This is a genomic window from Falsiroseomonas sp. E2-1-a4, from assembly GCF_051433165.1.
Classification (GTDB): Bacteria; Pseudomonadota; Alphaproteobacteria; order Acetobacterales; family Acetobacteraceae; genus Falsiroseomonas.
Window position 1 is genome coordinate 51,176 of sequence record NZ_JBHMFS010000018.1, and the last position, 17,753, is coordinate 68,928.

A 17,753-nucleotide genomic window follows, 5' to 3' on the forward strand; every position below is an offset into this window, starting at 1 on the left:
CCCTCAGATCACGTTCTGCGTGCGCAGCGCGGCAATGGCCGCGGCGTCGTAACCCAGCTCCGCCAGAAGCGCGTCACTGTGCTCGCCGAGTTCCGGCGTCGGCATCCGCAGCGTCGCCGGCTGCGGCGCGGCGGAGAGGTTGATCGGCTGCCCCACCACACCCAGCGTGCCGAGGCTCGCATGTTCCACCTGCTTGGCGATGCCGAGGTGCTGGACCTGCGGATCGCCGAAAGTCTGGTCGATGCTGTAGATCGGCCCGCTCGGCACGCCCGCCTTGGTGAGCAGCGCGACAAGCTCCGCACTCGACATCTTCGCGGTGATCTCCGCGATGGCCTGGTTCAGCGCCACGCGGTTCTTGCGGCGCTTGCCCGTATCGCTGAAATCCGCGTGCGTGATCAGGTCCGGCCGACCCAGCGCCTCGCATAGCCGGCGGTACAGGCGGTCCCCGGCGGCGGCGATGTTCACCGTGCCATCGGTGGTGGGGAAGACGCCGGTGGGTGTGCTGGTCGGGTGGTCGTTGCCGGCCTGGGCGGGCACTTCCTTGTCCATCAGCCAGCGGCTGCCCTGGAAATCCAGCATCGCGATCTGCGCTTCCAGCAGCGAGGTATGCACCCACTGCCCGACGCCGGTATGCTCGCGGTCCAGCAGCGCCATCAGCACGCCCTGCGCCAGGAAATGGCCGGAGGTGAGGTCCGCGATCGGAATGCCGACGCGCACCGGCCCCTGCCCCGGCAGCCCGGTGATGGACATCAGCCCGCCCATCCCCTGCGCGATCTGGTCCACACCCGGCCGCGTCGCATATGGACCATCCTGTCCGAAGCCTGCGATCGAGCCATAGACGATGCGCGGATTGACCTTGCGGCAGGCCTCGTAATCCACGCCGAGCCGGGTCTTCACGTCAGACCGGTAATTCTCCAGCACCACATCGGCGGTCTCGACCAGCTTGAAGAAAATCGCCTTGCCTTCGGCCTGCTTCAGGTTGAGCGTCAGGCTGCGCTTGTTGCGGTGCAGGTTCTGGAAGTCCGAGCCATGCCGCTTGCCGATCAGCCCGCCCCCCGGTTCGTCATCCAGCGCCGCCGGCGGCTCGATCTTGATGACGTCGGCGCCCCAGTCGGCAAGCTGGCGGGCGCAGGTCGGGCCGGCGCGATGCGCGGTGAGATCGAGCACCCGGAAACGGGACAGTGGCAGGCGCGGTTCGGGCATATGGAACTCCAGCGGCGGGGCTTGGCTTGCCGGCAGGGCCGGGTTTTGCCATCCAATGTGCATCCCAGCCGATTTGGCCGCAGGGAACAACCGTTAAGCTGCCACCGCGCTGCGTCGGCGCGATGTGAGCCTGGGAGCGATGGCGATGCATGAGGGAATGCTGGCCGGCAAAGTCGCGCTGGTGACCGGCGCGGCGCGGCGCAACGGGCGCGCCACGGCGCTGGCGCTCGCCGGCGCCGGGGCCGCCGTGGTGGTCAACACCCGCACCAACATGGCGGAGGTCGAGGCGGTGGCAGCCGAAATCCGCGCCCGCGGCGGCCGCGCCCTGGCCGTGCAGGCGGATGTGACGGCGGAGGCCGAGGTCGCGGCGATGGTGGCCGCCGCGGTTGCCGAATTCGGCCGTCTCGACATTCTGGTGAACAACGCCGCCGACCGCGCCCTCGCCCCGTTCCAGGAGATGGAGCTGGCGGAGTGGCGGCGCGTGGTTTCCATCATCCTCGATGGCGCCTTCCTCTGCGCCCGCGCCGCGCTGCCGCACATGATCGCGGCAGGCGCTGGGCGGATCATCAATATGGGCGGCGTCACCGGCCATATCGGCGCGTATCAGCGCGCGCATGTCAGCACCGCCAAGGCCGGGCTGGTCGGGCTGACCAAGGCGCTGGCGGTGGAATTCGGCGCGCAGGGCATCACCGTGAACTGCGTGGTCCCGGGCAAGATCGGCGGCCCGCGCAGCGCGACGGCGGGCGAAGCCCCCTCGCCCGCCGGCGGCGCGCGGGTGCTGACCGGTGGCGAGGGGCAGGTGGAGGAGGTGGCGGCGATGATCCTGCATCTGTGCCTGCCGGCCAGCCGCTTCATCACCGGCCAATCCCTGCACATCAGCGGCGGCGCCTACCTGCCTTGATGGTGGAACCGCTCCGGCCGATACGGCTCGGGCGGCAGGAAGGGCGCCTCGCCGGTCATCATCTCCGCCAGCAGCCGCCCGGTGGTCGGCCCCAGCGTCAGCCCCTGATGTGCGTGGCCAAAGGCGCACCAGGCGCCGGGCTGGCCGGGCAGTGGGCCTATCACCGGCAGCATGTCCGGCGTGCAGGGTCGCACGCCCATCCAGGGCTTGTCGTCGACTCGTTCGCCCAGCGGCAAAAGGCCCTGCGCCAGCGGTTCCGCCCGCGCCAATTGCACCGGCGTTTCCGGCGCATCGGCCTTGGCGAATTCGGCGCCGGTGGTCAGCCGCACGCCGGCGCGCATCGGCGCCAGCAGGAAGCCGCTCTGCGTATCGAGGACGGGCCGGTTCAGCACCGCATTGCCGCGCAGCCTGTAGTGCATGTGGTAGCCGCGCTTGCCAAACAGCGGCGGCGTGTAGCCGAAGCGCTGCGTCAGCGCCCCAGCCCCGGCGCCGAGCGCGATCACCACCTCCGCCGCCTCCACCGGCCCCTGCGGCGTGGCGACGCGCCAGCCGGCGCCGTGGCGCTCCAGTGTGGCCGCATCGCCGCGCGCGAAGGTGCCGCCGGCCGCGGTGAACAGCCCCGCATAGGCCAGTGTCAGCGCCTGCGGGTCGCTGACCGAAAGCGGGTCCGTCCAGTGGATCGCGCCCTCGCGCGCCGCCAGCAGATGCGGCTCCGCCGCCGCCAGCGCCGCGCTGTCCAAGGTGGCGAAGTTCACGCCGTAGTCGCGCCGCGCCCGATCCGCCTCCGCCAGCGCCGCCGCCATGCTCTCGGGCGTGGCGTAAAGGCGCATCCAGCCGATCGGCCGCAGCAGCGCCATCGCCGCCGTGTCGCGCGCCAGCGCCAGATGCTCATCGAGGCAGGTGGCGATCAGCGCCGCATGAGCTGCGGCGGCCTGCGCGTAGCGATCCGGCGCCGAGTTCCACCAGTAGCGCAGCAGCGGCGCGGCCAGGCCCGGCAGCGCCGCCGGGTGGTACACCGCATCCACGGACCGGTTGCGCGCAATCCGCAAAATCTCGGACAGCTTGCGCGGGAAGGGATGCGGGAACACCGCCTCCCGCTGAATCAGCCCGCCATTGCCAAAGCTGGCGCCCTCGCCTGGCTCCTGGCGATCCACCAGCACCACGTCACGCCCGCGCCGTTGCAGGTGCAGCGCGACCGAGACGCCCACCATGCCAGCCCCCAGCACCAGCACCGATCCCGCCATCCGACCCCATCCACGAAACGTCACGCCACCAGACTGCTTTGAAACGATGCGATCCGGTAGCCCCGCCTTGCGCCGTATCGGAAGCGCCGCCATGCTGGCCCAAGCGCCAGAACAAACCAACGGCCGACCGCCCGCCGCTTGTGGAGGTTGCATGCTCCGTTCCGCCGCCCGCCGCGCCTTCGCCGAGGATTGCTTCGCACCGTGACCGAGCGTCGCATGCATCTGGTCGCCTATCTCAAGACGGGCCCGACCGCGAATCACCCCGGCGGCTGGCGCCACCCCGAGGCGGCGCTGCACGACATCTTCACGCCCGAGCGCTACGAGCACATCGCCCGCGTGCTGGAGGAAGCCTGTTTCGACGCCTGCTTCTTCGCCGACCTGCTCGGCCTGCCGGACATCCATGGCGGGAATTTCGACGCCTATCTCCGCAAGGGCGGGCAGATCAGCTACCTCGACCCGATGACGGTGTTGCCGGTGATGGGGCGTGTCACGCGGCATCTCGGCCTCGGCGCCACGCTGTCCACCACCTTCCTGCACCCCTACCACCTGGCGCGCAGCCTGGCCTCGCTGGACATGCTGACCGGTGGGCGCGCGGCGTGGAACATCGTCACCTCCGCCACCGATCTCGAAGCCCGCAACCTTGGCATGGACGGCATTCCGGCGAAGGAGGATCGCTACGACCGCGCGGATGAGGTGCTGGAAGCCTGCACCGCGCTGTGGGGGTGCTGGGATCCGGATGCCTTCGTCATGGACCAGGCGGCCGGCATCTTCATCGACCCGTCCAAGGTGCGCTACGCGAACTACGAGGGCCGCACGGTCCGCACGCGCGGCCCGCTCAGCATTCCGCGCACGCCGCAGGGCCGGCCGGTGTTCCTGCAAGCCGGCGCCTCCGACCGCGGGCGGGATTTCGCGGCGCGCTGGGCGGAGGCCGTGTTCTGCACGCCGCACAGCAAGGCGGACGCCATCGCCTTTCGCAGCGACATTCACGCCCGCATGCAGGCGCATGACCGCCCGCCCGATGCCTGCCGGGTGCTGCCCGGCTGCGCCGTCGTGCTCGGCGAGACGCCCTCCATCGCGCGCGAAAAGGCCGCCTACCTGCAATCGCTGATCGAGCCGGAGGCGCAGACCATGCTGCACTCCGCCCTGCTCGGCGCCGATCTGTCGCGGCACCAGACGGCGGAGGCGGTGGCGGCGGCGCAGGGCAACCAGGGCATCACCGGTTCGCAGGACCGCGTTCTGCAACTGATGAAAAAGGAAAACATCAGCTTCGCCGAAGCCGCCGCCCGCCCGCGCAACCTGCTGGTCGGCACGGCGCAGAGCATCGCCGATGAGATGGAGGATTGGTTCACCTCCGGCGCCTGCGATGGCTTCGTCGTCTTCCCCACGGTCTTCCCCCGCATGTTCGAGGATTTCGGCCGACTGGTCGTACCGGAATTGCAGCGCCGCGGACTGTTCCGCCGCGCCTATGCCGGCCGCACCCTGCGCGAGAATCTGGCCGCGGACTGACCCCTCCCTCCTCCCCACCCAGAAGGCCCTGCCCATGACGCGACCGTTCCACCTCGGCTGGTTCCTCCAGGGGTCTTCCGTGCAGGCCTGGGGCGAGCCCTGGACCGGCGCGATCGGCCGCGACTGGCGCGTGCCGGAGCTGTTCTGCGACATCGCCCGCGCGCTGGAACGCGCCTGCTTCGACTATGTGCTGATCGAGGACAGTTCCTATGTCGGGGAAAGCTACGGCGGATCACGCGAGATCTATCTGGCCAACGGTCTCGCCGTACCGCGCCAGGACCCGAGTGTGATCGCAACGCTGATGGCCGCCGCGACGCAGCGCATCGGCATCGTGCCGACGCTGTCCACCTTCGCCTACCCGCCCTATCTGCTGGCCCGCCTGGTGGCGACGCTAGACCAGGTCTCCTCCGGCCGCATCGGCTGGAACATGGTGACCGGCAGCAGCGATTACGCCGCCATGAACTACGGCCTGCCGGGCATGCCGGAACACGACCTGCGCTATGACATGGCCGATGAATACATGGGCGCCGTCAACGCGCTGTGGGATAGTTGGGAGCCCGGCGCGATGCTGGCCGATACCGCCAGCGGCGTGCTGGTGGACCACACCAAGGTCCATGCGGCGGATTTCCAGGGCAAGTGGTTCAGCACCCGCGGCCCGCTGAATTCCGGCCCCTGCGTGCAGGGCCGCCCCGTCATCGCCCAGGCTGGCGGCAGCGCCCGCGGCAAGCGCTTCGCGGCGCTGCATGCGGATACGGTGGTGGCCAGCGTGAAGGGCGTCGCCGCGATGCGCGCCTATCGGGACGATGTACGCGCCCATGCCACGGCGCAGGGCCGCAACCCGGATGATGTGAAGATCCTGTTCCTGGTCGCGCCCACGCTGGGCGAGACCATGGAGGAAGCGGAGCTGCGCCGCCGCCAGCGGCTGGCGCGGGCAGAGGCGCAGGTGCCGCAGTTCCTCGCGCATTTCGGCAAGATCACGAACATCGATTTCGGCCGTTACGACCTGGACACGCCGGTGAACCAGCTCGACCTGCACACCAATGGCCACCAGCAATCGCTGGATGATTTCAAGCGCGTCGCCGGCAAGCGCAGCCTGCGGGAGGCGATGCTGGCCTATCGCGGCAACCCTGGTTCGGTGGAGCTGACCGGCACGCCGGATGCCGTCGCGTCCCAGATGGCGGAGGCGATGCAGGAAGCCGGTGGCGATGGCTTCCTGCTGTCGCTCGGAGATGTCAGCCGGCGCAGCGTGGCCGAGATCGCCGATGGGCTGGTTCCGGCGCTACAGGCGCGCGGCCTGGCGCGACGCGCCTATGCCCATGCCCAATTCCGGGACAATCTGCGGGAGTTCTGACGCGGGGCGGTGCCGCTCAGCAATCGGCGCCGAGCGGGCCGGTCAGCGGCACATCCATGTCGCAGACCAGGCCGGAGGGCTGCCAATCCAGCGCGACGTCCCCGCGCAACTGGCCACGCACCGTGCCGGCCAGCACGCGTGATCCGAAGCCGCTCCGCAGCGGCGGGCCGGCAACCGGCGGCCCGCCACACTCCGCCCAGCGCAGCCGCAGCCGGTGACCTGCCTCCAGATGCCAATGGACGACGAGCTGTCCTCCGGGCAGCGAGAGCGCGCCGTATTTCGCGGCATTCGTCGTCAGCTCATGCAGCGCCATCGCCAGTGGCTGGGCCTTGGTCGGCGGCAGCATCAGGTCCTGGCCCTCCAGCGCGACGTGCGGCCCGACAGGTGCTCCATTGATGAAGGCGGCAAGCTCGTGCCGCAGCAGCGCCCGTAGATCGGCACCGGTCCAGTGTTCCTCGGCAAGCAGCGTATGCGCCCTGGCCAGCGCGGCGACGCGGCCCTCGATGGCTTGCGCATAGGCGCCCGGGTCATCCTTCGGTGTCAGCCGCAGCGCCGCCTGCACCACGGCCAGCACGTTCTTCGCCCGGTGGTCCACCTCCTGCGTCAGCAGGATCTGCCGTTCCTCCGTCTGCCGCCGCTCCGTCACGTCCAGGACCAGCACGGCAAAGTGGCCCGGCTCCGGGCGGTAGACATGCAGCTCGAACCAGTGCCCGGGGCGTGCGGTGCCGTCGAGGTGGCGCGCCGGCTGGCCGCTTTCGACAACGCCGGCGCAGACATCGAGCCAGGGCGGCGCCATGCCGGGCCACACCTCCTGCGCCGTGCGGCCGACCGCCGCGGCGCGCGGGACGCCGGTCAGCCGTTCGAAGGCGGGGTTAATCTCGACCAGGCAGTAATCCACCGCGCGACCCTTGGCGTCGTGCAGCACCTTGCACAGCGCGAAGCCCTCATGCATCCGGTCGAAAAGGCCGCGCCAATGCGCCTCACTCGCACGCGCGGCCATCGCATCCGCCTCGCGGCCCAGCAGATGCGCGCGAAGCTGGCGCTGGCGCAGCCGGGCCCGCAGGGCGGAGCGGACGGCGCCGATCAGGGACAGGGCATTCAAGGGACGTTCCAGGAACACCGCATTGCCCAGCACCTGCGGCAGACCCAGTTCGGCCACCGCGGTCCGCCCGGCGATGCCGCCGCGGGTCAGCACGATGAAGGGAAGGTCGGACCAGGGCGGTTGCGCGGACAACACCTCCACCAGTGCCCCGAGGGCCGGCCGGGCCAGGGCCTCCGCCGCCACCAGCACCGCGCCGGTGCCGGAATCGACCGCCGTGCGAAGGGTCGCGAAATCCGCCATCACGCGGCAGTCGATGTCGCGGCGGCCCAGCAGTTCGGCCGCTGTCTTCGCATCCCGGCCCGAAGGGGCCAGGATCAGCAGGGGGCCGACATCCTCCATCGCGGTGCTAGGCATCCGCATCATGGTTTGGCAGCAGCGGCGCTTCCTTGCCCAGATAGGTCGGGGTGCCGGTGAGCACGCCCTGGAAGGCCTTCAGCACCTCTCCCACCTGCACGCCATCCGTGCCGATCCGCAGCTCGCGGATGGTTTCCTCATGCAGCCCGCCGCGGTTCTTGATGATGGAGACTGCCTTGCGCACGCTGCCAGCCGCCTCGAAGAAACGCAGCAGCAGGATGGCATCCGACAGGTTGCTGACATCGATGTTGCTGCGCATGCTGCCCATCAGACCGTTCTGCGGGTTGATCAGCAGCGTCAGCACGCCGCGCTGGTTCAGGAAGGACAGCAGCTCATGCAGTTGCAGCAGAAGCTGCTTTTCCTGCGGCATCGCCGCGAGGTAGCCGCTGAGGCTGTCGATCACCACGATGCCGATGCCGGATTCTTCGACATCCGCGCGCAGGATGCTGGCGAATTCGCCCGGTGAAATTTCCGCCGGGTCCACCTGGCGAAGCGTGACGCGGCCAGCCGCGATATGCGGCCTCAGCTCCAGCCCGAGCCGGGTCAGCCGCGTCAGCAGCGTGCCCGCGCGTTCATCGAACTGGTAGATGGCGCAGGCCTCGCCGCGCTCCGCCGCGGCATGCACCCATTGCATGGAAAGCGTGGATTTTCCGGCGCCCGCCGGACCGCTCAGCAGCATGCAGGTGCCGCGCAACGGCCCGCCGCCGATCAGCGCATCCAGCGCCGCGACGCCGCTCGGCACCGGTTCGCCGACGAAGTCCGAATGGTGCTCGGACGCCACCAGCCGCGGGAACACCTGGATGCCGCCGCGCCGGATGACGTAGTCGTGCCAGCCTTCGCGGTACTGCGCGCCGCGCATCTTCGCCACTTCCAACCGGCGGCGGGATCCGCCGAAATCCAACGTCCGGCGTTCCAGCGTAATCACGCCATGCGACAGGCTGTGCAATTGCCGGTCCGGCACGCCACTGGTGCCGGCCAGGTCATCCACCAGCAGCACGGTGGCGCCGCGCTCGGCGAAGAACTGCTTGAGTGCCAGGACCTGCCTGCGGAAGCGCAGACCGTCCTGCGCCAGTAGCCGCATTTCGGAAAGGCTGTCGAAGACCACGCGCGTCGCGCCGGTGCGCTCGACTTCCGCCGTGATCAGCCCGACCGTTTCGCCCAGCTCGATCTCCCACGGATGCAGCAGGGTCGTGTCACGCTCCGCGCCCAGCGCCGCCTCGGCGCCGGCGAGTTCGAACAGGGCGATGCCGTCCAGGCTCCAGCCATGCGATCTGGCGACGGATTGCAACTCCTCCGCCGTCTCCGAGAGGGTGATGTAGAGGCCCGCCTCGCCGCGATCGCGGCCCGCAAGCAGAAAGTTGAATGCGAGGGTGGTCTTGCCGGAGCCGGGCGCGCCTTCGATGAGATACAGCCGGTTCGGCGCCAGGCCACCGCTCAGCACCTCATCCAGGCCCTGCACGCCGGTGGGCACACGGATGTCCGCCCCGTCGGCCAACGCCGTCATCGGCCACCGCCGCGGGGATGGAAAGTGGCATCCGCAGCGGGCCGGAGGGGCGCGCGAGGATACCGATCTGGCGGATCGCGGAGATCCGGGTCAAGGGCAGCACGAGCGGTCATAAAGTCCCTAACGCCCCAGGCGGCATTGGTTACCCGGCGACCTTCTACTTTGTGCGCGGGCCCGGGAACAAGATTGGTTCAGTCGGATGATTTGTAGGCGAATCGTCAACGCCCCGCCCGGCATCAAGTCAGGCGCAGCACCACGCCGGCATCCTGGAACGCCTGACCCAGTTTCTCCGGCGGCGGCGCGTCACATATCAGGGTGGCGAAAGCCTGCGCCGGCGCCACCCGGACCAGCGCGGAACGGCCAAATTTCTCGGCATGGCACAGCAGCACCGTCATCCGTGCGGCGGCCATGGCGGCGCGCTTGATCGCGACCTTCTCGGGGTCGAAATCCATCGGCGCACCGGCGGCATCGAAGCCGGAACAGGCAATCACTGCGACGTCCAGCGCCAGGTTGGCCAAGGCCGCCGCCGTCTCCCCGCCCACCAAGGATCCGTCGCCACCGCCCAGCCGTCCGGGCAGCACATGCACGGCGGGGTGTTCCGTGCGGGCAAAGGCGAGTGCGGCCACCATGCTGTTGGTGAAGATGCGGTCGCCGCCGCGCCCGGCGAGCGCCATCGCCGCGGCCTCCACCGTGGTGCCGACATCAAGGAACAGCGATTGCCGCGGCGGCAGCAGCGCCGCCAGCGCCGCGCCGATGCGGGACTTCGCCGCCGGTTGGCGTTCCCGCTTCTCGGCATAGCCCAGCCGCACCGCGCCGACCGGCCCGGCGCCGCCATGGAAGCGCTGCAACAGCCCGGCCTGGGAAAGCTGGATGATGTCCCGCCGCGCCGTCTGTGCCGAAATGCCGAAGCGCCGCGCCAGGGCCTCGATGGTCGCAAAGCCCTGTTCGGCGACCAGCCGCAGGATCGCCTGCTGGCGCGGATTGGGGGCGGCATCTTGCTCGGGCAGCGTGTCCATGGAAGCTTTCTTACATTGGGCGCTTGCGCCGGGACAAGGAGGCAGGGATGGATTTGCGACTGCATGAAGGACCGGATGGCCCCTGTCTGCACCGGGCGGATGCGGGTTTCGACCCCTGGCAACTGGCCTGGCAGCCGGCCCCGCCGCGTCCGGGTGGGCAGGCCGTGACACCGCTGGCGGCGCTGGCCGCGCTGTCCGCCGCCCGGCTGCTGCGTGGCGTGCCGGTGGCGGTGATCGGCCCGCGCGAGGCCTCGGCGGCGGAACTGGCGGCAGCGGAGGCGGTGGGGCTGGGGCTGGGCCGGGCTGGGCTGGTGCTGCTATGCGGCGGCAAGGGCGGCGCCATGGAAGCCGCCTGCCGCGGCGCCCGGCGCGGCGGCGGGCTGACCCTCGGCCTGCTGCCGGATGAGGAATGGCAGGGCGCGAATGACCATGTGGCGATCCCGATCGCCACCGGCATCGGCCCGGCCCGCAACGCCATCCTGGCCCGCGCGGCGGTGGCGCTGATCGCGGTCGGCGGGGCCTATGGCACGCTGTCCGAAATGGCGCTCGGCATGCAGTTCAACCGCCTGGTGCTGGCCTTGGGCCAGGCGCCGGAGGTGCCGGGCGTGATCCGCTGCGACAGTCCGGAGGCCGCGGTGGAACGCGTCGCACGGCACCTGCTGGGCATGTCATGAAACGATCATTCGCCATCCTCATGGAAGATTTCGTAAGTGCGGCGCAGCAAAGGATCGCCCGTGCCGATTGACCCGCTACCCGACCGGCGCCCCCCTGCCGGCATCTCCCTGCGCGGCATCGTCAAGCGCTACGGTGCGGCCACCGTGCTGGACGGCATCGACCTGGACATCGTGCCGGGCGAGTTTCTGACGCTGGTCGGCCCCTCCGGCTGCGGGAAATCCACGCTGCTGCGAACCATCGCGGGGTTCGAGCCACAGGATGAAGGGCAGGTCCGCATCGGCAAACGCGTGGTGGATGCGTTGCCGCCGGCGCAGCGCGACGTCGCCATGGTGTTCCAATCCTACGCGCTGTACCCGCACATGACGGTGGCCGGGAACATCGCGACGCCGCTGGAAATGCGGCGCCTGTCGCTGGCCGAGCGACTGCCCCTGCTGCGCCTGCTGTCGCCCCGCCGTCCGCGCATCCGACGCGAGATCATGGCGGAGGTCGAGGCGGTGGCGCGTCAGTTGGATATCCTGCCGCTGCTGGCGCGCAAGCCGGCGCAGCTTTCGGGCGGCCAGCGGCAGCGCGTGGCGCTCGGCCGCGCCATGGTGCGCGACCCGGCCGCCTTCCTGATGGATGAGCCGCTGTCCAACCTGGATGCGCGGCTGCGCGTGCAGATGCGGACGGAGCTGGCGGAGCTGCACAAGCGGCTCGGCGCCACCTTCGTCTATGTCACGCACGATCAGGTCGAGGCGATGACCATGTCCGACCGCGTCGCGCTGATGGAGGCCGGGCGCATCCTGCAGCTCGGCACGCCCGCCGCGCTGTACGACACGCCCGCCAGCATCGGCGTGGCGCGCTTCATCGGCAGCCCGCCCATCAACCTGCTCCGCGCCGAAGCCCGCGCCGATGGCAGCATCCTCGCGGAAGGCCTGCGCCTGCATGTCAATGCCGCGGTACCAGCCGGTCCGGTGACGGTGGGCCTGCGGCCGGAGAGCCTGGCGCTGGCGCCACCGGATGCGCCAGGCGCCCTGCCCGTCCGGCTGCGTCGCGCGGAGAATCTCGGCGCCGAATGGCTGCTGCATGTCGAAACCCCCGGCGGTGCCGCGCTGACGGCGCGCGTGCCGGCCACCGCGCCGGTGCCGGAGCGCTTCAGCCTGGCGATCGACCCGGCTCGGCTGCACCTGTTCGGCGCCGATGGCCAGCGCATCGCCGCGCGCCTCGGCATGCAGGTGCCGGCATGAACCGCGCCAAGGCCCTGGCCGGCGCCGCCTTCGCCGCCCCCGCCTTCGCGCTGATGCTGGCGCTGCTGATCGGGCCGCTGCTGGTGCTGCTGGCACTGTCCGTCACGAACTACCGCCTCGGCGCCATGGCGGTGAACCTGGTGGGCCTCGGCCACTACGCCGCCCTGTTCAGCGACGAGGTATTCCAGCGCGCCTTGCGGAACACCTTCCTCTATGTCGGCTTCGTGCTGCCGGGCGCCGTGTTCGGCGGGCTCGGCATTGCGCTGCTGGTGCATGCAAGGGTGCGGACGCGCAGCTTCTATGAGGTAATCTACTTCCTGCCCGTCACCTCGACGCTGGTGGCGATGGCGACGGTCTGGCAGTTCATGCTGCACCCCTCGCTCGGCCCGGTCAGCGCCGTCTTTGCAGCGCTTGGCCTGGCCGGGGTGGATCTGCTGAACGATCCGTCGCTGGCACTCGGCACGCTGGCGATGATCGGGCTGTGGCAGCAGATCGGCTTCAACATGGTGCTGTTCCTGGCAGGGCTTTCCGCGATTCCGCGCGACCTGTACGAGGCCGCGGCGCTGGATGGCGCGGGGGGCGGCATCGACCGCTTCCTGCGCGTCACCTGGCCCCTGCTGGGGCCGACGACGATGTTCGTCACCATCACCAGCACCATCGCCGCCTTCAAGGTGTTCGACACGGTGGCGGTGCTGACCAAGGGCGGCCCGCTGGGCTCCACCGAGACACTGCTCTACGTGCTGTATCTCGAAGGCTTCCAGTATTTCCGCACCGGCTATGCGGCGGCGATGACGGTGGTGCTGCTCGCCTTCCTCATCATCCTGTCCATCATCCAGGCGCGCGTGATCGACCGAAAGGTGCATTACGCATGAGGCGGCGCGGGTTTCTCGGTGCGCTGCTCTCGCACGCGGTGCTGCTGGGCGGCGCGGTGCTGATGGCGGCGCCCTTCCTGTGGATGCTGCTCACTTCCATCCGCCCGCCGGAGGAGGTGTTCGGCACGGTCTTCAACCTCATCCCGACGCGCTTCGCGGGCTACGAGAATTACCGGGTGGCCCTGACGGAGAGCAACCTGCCGCGCGCCCTGCTGAACGGCGTCATCGTCTGCCTCGGCATCCTGGTGGTGCAATTGCTGTTCGCGATCCCCGCGGCCTACGCATTGGCAAAGCTGAAATTCCGCGGGCGGGAATGGCTGTTCGGGCTGGTGCTGTTCGGGCTCTGCGTGCCGATCCAGGTGCCGGCGCTGCCGCTGTATCTCGGCCTCGCCCAGGCCGGGTTGCTGGATACCTTCTTCGCGCTGATGGCGCCCTTCTTCCTCACCGTCTTCGGCATGTTCCTGTTCCGCCAGTTCTTCCGCGGCTATCCGGATGAGGTGCTGGACGCGGCGCGGCTCGATGGCATGGGCGAGTTCGAGATCGTCTGGCGGCTGGCCACGCCGGCCGCGCTGCCGGCGATCGCCGCCTTCTCCATCTTCTCCGTCGTCGCGCATTGGAACGACCTCTACTGGCCGCTCATCGTCGTGACATCGGCGGAGCGGTCCGTGCCGTCGCTCGCGATCCTGGCGTTCCGGGATAGCGAGACCGGCGGCAACTACGGCGCGCTGATGGCCGCGGCCGCCATCACCACCGCGCCGCTGATCCTCGGCTTCTTTGCCGCGCGCCGCGCCTTCCTGCGCGGCATCACCATGACCGGGCCGCGCTGAGGCGGCCCCCAACCACGGAGAGGACACACCAGATGACAACCCGCAGAACCCTTCTTGCCACCGGCGCCGCGCTGCTCGCGGCCCCCGCCATCGGCCGCGCGCAGGGCCAGGTGACGCTGGACGTATTGTTCGCCAACCCGTCCTTCGCGCGCTTCTTCACCCCGATCGCGGAGGCCTTCACCCGGGCCAATCCGGGCATCCGCATCGCCTTCCGCCAGCCCGCGCCGAATTACGACGAGCAGCACCAGGCGCTGCTGCGCGGCGCGCTGACCAACCAGCTGCCGGACGTGACCTTCCCCGGCTTCAACCGCCTGCCGGAACTGGCGCGCACCCTGGCGCCGCGCAACCAGATCGCCGATCTCGCGCCGCTGATCGCGGCCGAGGGCGCGGAATGGAAGGACGCCAATTTCAGCGCGCGGATGCTGGCGCTGGGCCAGGTGGATGGCACGCAATACGGCATGCCGTTCAACGCCTCCTCCCCCATCGCCTACTACAATCCGGAACTGGTGCGCCGCGCCGGTGGCGATCCGGAGAACTTCCCTAAGGACTGGGATGCCGTGGTGGCACTCGGCGGCCGCATCAAGGCGGCGGTGCCGGACGCGATGGGCGTGTCCTACTACATCAACTCCTTCGACAGCGACTGGCTGTGGCAGGCGTTGGTGCAGCAGGGCGGCGGGCGCATGTTGAACGCCGATGGCAGCGTCGGCTTCGGCGGCCCGGCTGGCCAGGCGGCGATGGTGCTGGCGCGGCGCTTCGTGGCCGATGCGGGCATGGGGCTGATCGGCGCCGACCAGAACCGCCAGCAATTCGGCACCGGCGGCACCGGCGTGATCTTCGACAGCCCGGCACGCCTCGGCGTCATCACCGGCCTGGTCGGCGGCCGCTTCCCGCTGCGCACGGCGCCCTTCCCCATCACGGACGCGGCCAATGGCGGCGTGCCGACCGGCGGCAATGCGGCGGTGATCCTGACGCGCGACGCCGCGAAGCGGGACGCAGCCTGGAAGTATGTGAAGTACAGCGCCGGGCCGGAGGCGCAGAAGGTGGCGGTGGAAATGACCGGCTACCTGCCCACCAACCGCCGCGCGGAGGGCGCCGAATTCCTCGGCGGCTGGTATCAGCAGAACCCGAACGCCCGCAGCGCCGCGATGCAGGCGGACAAGTCCCTGCCGTGGGAGGATTACGGCGCCAACGGCCCGCGCATCCATCGCATGCAGCAGGAAATCCTCACCGGCGTGATGCGCGGCGACATGGCGCCGGAAGCCGGGCTGCAGCGCATGGTGCAGCAGACCGGCAGCATGATGCGGGCGTAATCCGCGGATGGTGCGGCCCGGCGGAAGCCGGGCCGTGCCCTTTCAGCGGAAGACCAGCACCGGAATCTTACAGCTCCGCAGCAGCGCGGTGGTGGTGCTGCCGACGATCATGTTGCGCAGCCGGCCGTGGCCATAGGCGCCCATCACCAGCAGGTCGATGCCGGCGGTCACGACATGACCGGCGATGGCTGTCTCGGGATCGCCCCGCAGCACTGTCAGCTTTGCCGTCTTGCCGGCGGCTTCGAGCTGCTTCGCCGGCTCCGCCAGCAGCGCCCGCCCCGCCGCTTCATCCGTCGTGACGGTCACCAGATGGCATTCCAGCCCATCCAGTGATGCAGTGCCGGCGGCATAGGCCACGGCCTGCTGGCCGGACCGGCCGCCATCATAGGCGATGGCGAAGCGCGTGATCGGCTTGAAGGCGCGGGAGGCGACGAGCACCGGCAGGCTGCTGGAGCGCAGCACCCGTTCGAGGTTGGCGCCCAGGTGGCCGACGGCGAAATTCGCCGCCTCGCCGCGCTTGCCCACCACCAGCAGATCGGCCTCGCTTTCGAATTCGACGACGGTGTCCACCAGCACGCCGTGCCGCTGCACGGTGGTGACCTCCGCCACGCCGGCCGCCTTCAGCCGGCTTTCCGCAGCCGTCAGTAGCGCGCGGGCACGGCGCAGCGAAACCTTGCCGCGCGCCGCGTCCAGCTCCGCCAACTCGCGCAGCAATTCCTCCGAGGCATTCACCCCCAGCGCACCGCTGCGGTCCACCGGCGCATCCGCCGTCGCGCGGTCCAGCACGTGCAGGACGCGCACCGAGGCGCCGCCCATGCGGGAAGCGGCCCAGGCGGCGTGGTCGAGGATGCTCTCGGCGTAGATCGATCCATCCGTGCAGGCAAGAATTCGCGCCATGGCCGTGTCCGTTCCCTTAATGCAGCGCCGGTGCGTCGGAAGCGCCCGGCTTGTCATGCGTGGCGAGCTTGTCCACCAGCGTGGCGCTCGCTTCGTTCAAGCCAAGAAGCTCCACTTCCGTACCCTCACGGCGGAACTTCAGCACCACCCGGTCCAATGCCGCAACCGCCGTCAGGTCCCAGATATGGGCGCCGGAGACGTCGATCACCACCCGCTCGATCGCCTCCTTCAAGTCGAACGCCTCGCCGAAGCTTTCGGCGGAGGCGAAGAAGATCTGGCCGGTCACGGTGTAGGTGCGCTGCATGCCATCCGCCGACAGTTCCGACTTGATCCGGAAGATGTTGGCGACCTTGCGGGCGAAGAAGATGCCGGACAGCAGCACGCCCACCAGCACGCCCTGCGCCAAGTCATGCGTCACCACCGTCACCGCGACGGTGGCCAGCATGACGATGGAGGAGCTTTTCGGGTGAACGCGCAGGTCGGTCAGCGACTTCCAGGAAAAGGTGCCGATCGAGACCATGATCATCACGGCCACCAGCGCCCCCATCGGGATTTCTCGCACCAGATCCGCCAGCACCAGGATCAGGAACAGCAGGAACAGGCCCGCCCACAGCGTGGAAAGCCGCCCGCGGCCACCGGACTGCACGTTGATGACCGACTGCCCGATCATCGCGCAGCCCGCCATGCCGCCGAAGCAGCCGGAGACGACATTGGCGATGCCCTGGCCGTAGCTCTCACGGACCTTGTTGGAGCCGGTATCGGTCAGCTCATCGACGATCTGCGCGGTCATGAAGGATTCCAGCAGGCCCACCACGGCAAGCGTCAGTGAGGTCGGCAGGATGATCCACAGCGTCTCCAGCGTCAGCGGGACATTCGGCAGGAAGAAAGCCGGCAGTTCCGAGGGCAGCTCGCCCATGTCGCCGACGGTGCGGACATCCAGCCCGAACCACATGACCACCGCCGTCAGCAGCACGATGGCCACCAGTGGCGAGGGGATCGCCTTGGTCAGCAGCGGCAGCAGGTAGATGATGCCGAGTCCGACGGCCACGATGACATAGGTCACCCAGGTGACGCCGATCAGCTCCGGAAGCTGCGCCATGAAAATCAGGATGGCGAGCGCATTGACGAAGCCGGTCATGACGGAACGTGAGACGTAGCGCATCAGCACGCTGAGTTTCAGCGTACCGGCAATCATCTGAAGAATGCCGCACAGGATGGTCGCGGCCAGCAAGTATTGCAGGCCATGGTCGCGCACCAGCGTCACCATGAGCAGCGCCATGGCGCCGGTGGCGGCCGAGATCATGGCCGGGCGGCCGCCGGTGAAGGCAATGATGACGGCAATGCAGAAGGAGGCGTAGAGGCCCACCTTCGGATCGACGCCCGCGATGATGGAGAAGGCGATCGCTTCCGGAATGAGCGCGAGGGCCACCACGGTTCCGGCCAGGATATCGGCGCGGATGTTCGAGAACCATTCGGCTCGGATTCGGGACAGATTCATAAGGTACTCCGGGAGCGATGCCCGCCAAGCGGCGTGTTCGGCCGGGACCGGAACAGGGCAAATTGATGAAAAGGCGCGGCCACGGCAAAAGCCGAAGATCGGGCGACACGTGCCGAAGGCGGCACATATCAATCCGGGTTCAGGGCGGCGCGTTCATTGTCATGCCCCGGCTGTAACAGAGTTTCGCTGCGGCGCACAACCGTTTTGCAGCCACTTTCTCGCGCGATGCCGCGTTGCCAAAGCCCCCACCAACGCAAAAAACCCTCT

The 17,753-nt window shown here is 69.3% G+C and carries 15 protein-coding genes; 8 read left to right on the plus strand and 7 right to left on the minus strand.

Going from position 1 to position 17,753, the window contains the following annotated elements; translation table 11 throughout:
* Positions 1-3 precede the first annotated feature (3 nt).
* On the minus strand, positions 4-1,203 hold the full coding sequence (locus tag ACFHNC_RS18665; protein ID WP_437170748.1) for a CaiB/BaiF CoA transferase family protein: 1,200 nt from the start codon (positions 1,201-1,203) through the stop codon (positions 4-6).
* 145 nt (positions 1,204-1,348) lie between these two features.
* Between ACFHNC_RS18665 and ACFHNC_RS18670 the strand changes: the two genes are divergently transcribed.
* On the plus strand, positions 1,349-2,104 hold the full coding sequence (locus ACFHNC_RS18670; RefSeq protein WP_437170749.1) for an SDR family NAD(P)-dependent oxidoreductase: 756 nt from the start codon (positions 1,349-1,351) through the stop codon (positions 2,102-2,104).
* Here the strand turns inward: ACFHNC_RS18670 and ACFHNC_RS18675 are convergent.
* Positions 2,092-3,348, minus strand: coding sequence for an NAD(P)/FAD-dependent oxidoreductase (locus tag ACFHNC_RS18675; RefSeq protein WP_437170750.1), 1,257 nt, complete (start codon positions 3,346-3,348; stop codon positions 2,092-2,094). The genes ACFHNC_RS18670 and ACFHNC_RS18675 overlap by 13 nt on opposite strands.
* Before the next feature lie 201 nt (positions 3,349-3,549).
* On the opposite strand from ACFHNC_RS18675, the gene ACFHNC_RS18680 reads away from it, so the two are divergent.
* On the plus strand, positions 3,550-4,854 hold the full coding sequence (locus ACFHNC_RS18680) for an LLM class flavin-dependent oxidoreductase (RefSeq protein ID WP_437170751.1): 1,305 nt from the start codon (positions 3,550-3,552) through the stop codon (positions 4,852-4,854).
* Positions 4,855-4,888: 34 nt separating this feature from the next.
* A complete protein-coding gene (locus tag ACFHNC_RS18685) occupies positions 4,889-6,205 on the plus strand; it encodes an NtaA/DmoA family FMN-dependent monooxygenase (RefSeq protein ID WP_437170752.1) in 1,317 nt (438 codons plus the stop codon).
* Positions 6,206-6,221: 16 nt separating this feature from the next.
* Here ACFHNC_RS18685 and ACFHNC_RS18690 read toward each other — a convergent pair whose 3' ends face one another.
* The 3 genes from ACFHNC_RS18690 to ACFHNC_RS18700 all read right to left on the minus strand — a co-directional run bounded on the left by ACFHNC_RS18690 (position 6,222) and on the right by ACFHNC_RS18700 (position 10,181).
* On the minus strand, positions 6,222-7,670 hold the full coding sequence (locus ACFHNC_RS18690; RefSeq protein WP_437170753.1) for an HWE histidine kinase domain-containing protein: 1,449 nt from the start codon (positions 7,668-7,670) through the stop codon (positions 6,222-6,224).
* Complete coding sequence (locus tag ACFHNC_RS18695) at positions 7,654-9,165, minus strand: ATPase domain-containing protein (RefSeq protein WP_437170754.1); 1,512 nt, start codon at positions 9,163-9,165, stop codon at positions 7,654-7,656. Before ACFHNC_RS18695 ends, ACFHNC_RS18690 begins: the two co-directional genes overlap by 17 nt.
* Positions 9,166-9,401: 236 nt before the next feature.
* Positions 9,402-10,181: a DeoR/GlpR family DNA-binding transcription regulator gene (locus tag ACFHNC_RS18700; RefSeq protein WP_437170755.1), complete on the minus strand. Its 780-nt coding sequence runs from the start codon at positions 10,179-10,181 to the stop codon at positions 9,402-9,404.
* A gap of 47 nt (positions 10,182-10,228) precedes the next feature.
* Between ACFHNC_RS18700 and ACFHNC_RS18705 the strand changes: the two genes are divergently transcribed.
* The 5 genes from ACFHNC_RS18705 to ACFHNC_RS18725 are packed head-to-tail and all read left to right on the plus strand — an operon-like array spanning position 10,229 to position 15,091.
* Positions 10,229-10,855 (plus strand): hypothetical protein, encoded by a 627-nt coding sequence (locus tag ACFHNC_RS18705; protein ID WP_437170756.1) that lies wholly within the window; start codon positions 10,229-10,231, stop codon positions 10,853-10,855.
* A gap of 60 nt (positions 10,856-10,915) precedes the next feature.
* Entirely contained in the window at positions 10,916-12,082 is a 1,167-nt protein-coding gene (locus ACFHNC_RS18710; RefSeq protein WP_437170757.1) for an ABC transporter ATP-binding protein, read from the plus strand.
* On the plus strand, positions 12,079-12,954 hold the full coding sequence (locus ACFHNC_RS18715; RefSeq protein ID WP_437170758.1) for a carbohydrate ABC transporter permease: 876 nt from the start codon (positions 12,079-12,081) through the stop codon (positions 12,952-12,954). Before ACFHNC_RS18710 ends, ACFHNC_RS18715 begins: the two co-directional genes overlap by 4 nt.
* On the plus strand, positions 12,951-13,781 hold the full coding sequence (locus ACFHNC_RS18720; protein WP_437170759.1) for a carbohydrate ABC transporter permease: 831 nt from the start codon (positions 12,951-12,953) through the stop codon (positions 13,779-13,781). The genes ACFHNC_RS18715 and ACFHNC_RS18720 overlap by 4 nt, the downstream gene beginning before the upstream one ends.
* 32 nt (positions 13,782-13,813) lie before the next feature.
* Positions 13,814-15,091, plus strand: a complete 1,278-nt coding sequence (locus ACFHNC_RS18725) for an ABC transporter substrate-binding protein (protein WP_437170760.1) — start codon at positions 13,814-13,816, stop codon at positions 15,089-15,091.
* Positions 15,092-15,133: 42 nt separating this feature from the next.
* Here ACFHNC_RS18725 and ACFHNC_RS18730 read toward each other — a convergent pair whose 3' ends face one another.
* Positions 15,134-15,988: a universal stress protein gene (locus tag ACFHNC_RS18730; RefSeq protein ID WP_437170761.1), complete on the minus strand. Its 855-nt coding sequence runs from the start codon at positions 15,986-15,988 to the stop codon at positions 15,134-15,136.
* A gap of 16 nt (positions 15,989-16,004) precedes the next feature.
* Positions 16,005-17,486 carry a SulP family inorganic anion transporter gene (locus tag ACFHNC_RS18735; RefSeq protein WP_437170762.1) on the minus strand — a complete coding sequence of 494 codons (1,482 nt, stop codon included), beginning with the start codon at positions 17,484-17,486 and terminating at the stop codon, positions 16,005-16,007.
* Positions 17,487-17,753 lie beyond the last annotated feature (267 nt).